The organism is Streptomyces javensis (assembly GCF_039525925.1).
GTDB classification, from domain to species: Bacteria; Actinomycetota; Actinomycetes; order Streptomycetales; family Streptomycetaceae; genus Streptomyces; species Streptomyces asiaticus.
In genome coordinates this window covers 1-3,347 of record NZ_BAAAIF010000206.1, presented here as the reverse complement: position 1 = coordinate 3,347, position 3,347 = coordinate 1, and the positions used below count along the sequence as shown (strand labels likewise).

General features: G+C 71.6%; 2 protein-coding genes. Both read right to left on the bottom strand.

Translation table 11 applies throughout. From position 1 onward, the window contains the following. The coding region (locus ABD329_RS47560; protein WP_344318239.1) for a beta-ketoacyl synthase N-terminal-like domain-containing protein at window positions 1-931 on the bottom strand (931 nt) is incomplete at its 3' end. 57 nt (window positions 932-988) lie between these two features. Further along, window positions 989-3,347, bottom strand: a 2,359-nt coding sequence (locus tag ABD329_RS47555) for an SDR family NAD(P)-dependent oxidoreductase (RefSeq protein WP_344318237.1), incomplete at its 5' end; no start/stop codon positions are given.

The following is a 3,347-nucleotide window of genomic DNA, read 5'->3' as shown; positions in this document are numbered from 1 at the left end:
CGGTGAGGCCGTTGCTGGCCCCGTCCTGGTTGACGGCGGTGCCACGGACGACGGCCAGCACCTGATGCCCGTTGCGGCGGGCGTCCGAGAGCCGTTCGAGCAGCACAAGGCCGACGCCCTCGGACCAGTTGGTGCCATCCGCCCCCTCGCCGAAGGACTTGCAGCGCCCATCGCGCGCCAGCCCCCGCTGCCGGGAGAACCCGACGAAGCCACCGGGGGTGGCCATCACCATCACCCCACCGGCGAGCGCCATCGAGCACTCCCCGGACCGGAGCGCATAGCTGGCCAGGTGCATCGCCACGAGTGACGAGGAGCAGCCGGTGTCCAGGCTGACCGCCGGGCCGAGCAGACCGAGCGAGTACGAGATACGGCCGGACGCGATGCTGCCCGCGCCACCGATCCCCAGATACCCCTCGAATCCGTCCGGCACCTGGTCCACGGTCAGCGCGTAGTCGCCGTTGGCCACGCCGGTGAACACGCCGACGTCGCTGTCCGCCAGCGAACTCGGGTCGATTCCCGCGTTCTCCAAGGTCTCCCACGCGGTCTCCAGCAGCAGCCGCTGCTGGGGGTCGGTGGCCAGCGCCTCCCGGGGGGAGATGCCGAAGAACTCGGCGTCGAATTCCGCCGCGTCGGCGAGGAAACCGCCCTCGTGCACATAGGAGGTGCCGCTGGCGTCCGGGTCGGCGTCGAAGAGGTTCTCCAGGTCCCAGCCACGATCCTCCGGGAAGCCGCCGATCGCGTCCCGGCCGTCGGCCACCAGATCCCACAGCCCGTCCGGGGTGGTCACACCGCCCGGGAAGCGGCAGCCCATGCCGACGATGGCGATCGGCTCCTCCGTCGCCGTCTCGGCCTTGCGCAACCGCTCCCGCGTCTGGTGCAGATCGGCGGTAACCCGCTTGAGGTAGTTGAGGAGCTTTTCGTCATTCGCCATCTGGACCTCGTCAAGAGCCTCGTGGGTGAAATCGGTGAGCGGAGACGAGAGGGGGAATCAGTCCACGCCGAACTCCTGGTCGATGAAGGCGAACACATCGTCGGCGCTCGCCGTGTCGAGTCGTTCGGTGACGCTGTCGCCGTTCACGCCGACCGCCTCGATCTCGGCGACCTTGGTGGTCATCCGCTGCAACCGTGAGGTGAGCCGGGCGCGTTCGATCTTCTCCTTCGGCAGCGCCACCAGACTGGCCTCCAGCCGTTCCAGCTCGGCCAGTACCGAGTCCACCGACGAGATGGACGAGATATCGGTCTGGCCGAGTTCGGTGCGGATACGACGGGCCAGCACACTGGGCCGCGGATGGTCGAACACCATCGTGGCGGGGAGCCGCAGCCCCGTGGCGGCGTTGAGGCGGTTGCGCAGTTCCACCGCCGTCAGCGAGTCGAACCCGATCTCGCTGAACGGACGGTCCCCGGTGGCGTCGGCGCTCGCGTGTCCGAGCACGGCCGCGGCCTCCGCCTGCACCAACTCGGTGAGCAGCCGCTCCTGGTCCTCGGGGCTCAGCCCGGCCAGCCGTGCGACCAGCTCCGACTGTCCCGTGCCGTCCTCGGGCGCGTCCTCGGTCAGCAGGTCGATGACGTCGGGCAGACCCCGCAGCAGCGGACGGAACCGGGCCATGGTGTAGCCGGGGGCGAACCGTTCCCAGTCGATGTCGGCCACCACGCCATGAGCGGTGCCGCTGCCCACCGTGTGTGCCATCGCCAGCGCTGCCAGCCGCGGATCCATGGTCATCAGACCCGTACGACGCCACTGCGCGCCCATCATCTCGTCGATGGTGCCGAGCCCGCCGCCCCAGGCGCCCCAGGCCACCGACGTGGCCGCCAGCCCCCGGGCGCGGCGGCGCCGCGCCAGCGCGTCGAGGTAGGCATTGGCGGCCGCGTAGGCGCTCTGGCCGCCACTGCCCCAGGCCGCCGCACCGGACGAGAAGAGGACGAAGGCGTCCAACTCCCGTTCCCACAGCAGGTCGTCGAGGTGGCGCGCCCCGGCGATCTTCGCCCGGCCGATATCGGCGAACTCGGCGAGCGTCATCTTCGAGAGCGGCTTCTCCGGCAGTGCCAGCCCCGCGGCATGGACCACGGCCGACAGCGGCGCGCCGTCCGGGAGCTCCGCCAGTACGGCGGCGAGCTGCTCCCGGTCGGTCACATCGCAGGCCGCGATGGTCACGTCCGCGCCCAGTGCGATCAGCTCGTCCTCCAGCTCCGCCGCGCCCGGCGCCTGCGCACCCTGGCGGCTGAGCAGCACCACATGCCGGGCGCCGTGGCCCGCGGCCCAACGGGCCACGTATGAACCGAGCCCCCCGGTGCCGCCAGTGATCAGCACCGTGTCCCGTGGCTGCCACACCGGTGCCGAGGTCACCGGTTCGCGCCGCATCCGCCGGGCGAACACCCCCGACGCACGCACCGCCACCTGGTCCTCCGCGTCCACTCCGGCGAGGACCGCGCATAGCCGCGCGAGGGCGGGCCCGTCGGGCGCCTGCGGCAGATCGACGATCCCGCCCCAGGTGGACGGCTGATCCAGCCCCTGCACCACGCCCATCCCCCAGACCAGCGGCTGGAACTCGCTGGTCACCTCGGACAGCTCGCGCACGGCCACCGCGCCACGGGTCACGCACCACAGGGGAGCGGCGAGCCCGATCTCCTCCACGGCCTGCATCAGCGCCACGGTGGCCGCCACGCCCCGGGAGAGGGTGCCGGGCTCGCAGATCCGCTCGTCCCATGCCAGCAGGGACACCACGCCGGCGTAGTCGTCAGCGGAGTCGTCGGACATCCGCTCCCGCAGGCGCGCGGTCAGCTCCGCCCGCTCCACGGTGTCCACCTCGACCACCACGGGGTCGGCGCCGTGCTCGGCCAGTGCGGCGACCACACCCGTCACCGCGGCGTCGTCCGCCTGTGACGGGGCGACCACCAGCCACGTTCCCGGCAGTATCGGCGGCTCCCCGGTCGCCACCGGATCCCAGGCGATGCGGTACGACCAGCTGTCCACGGTGGACTGGTCCTGGTTGCGCCGCCGCCACGACGTCAGCCCCGGCAGAACGGGCTCCAGTGCCTCCTCCTCGACGCCGAGCGAATCGGCGAGGGACGACAGGTCGCCCCGCTCCACGGCGTCCCAGAACACCCCGTCGGCCACCGCCTCCGGCACCTCGGACGGCGTGAGCCAGTAGTGCTGGTGTTGGAAGGGGTAGGTGGGGAGGGGGGTGGGGTGGGGGTTGGTGGTGGTGTAGAGGGTGGTCCAGTGGGGGGTGTGGCCGTGGGTGGTGAGGTGGGCGAGGTGGGTGAGGAAGCGGGTGGGGGTGTCGTCGTCGCGGCGGAGGGTGCCGGTGATGGTGGTGTGGGGGGTGTTGGTGGTTTCGAGGGTTTCT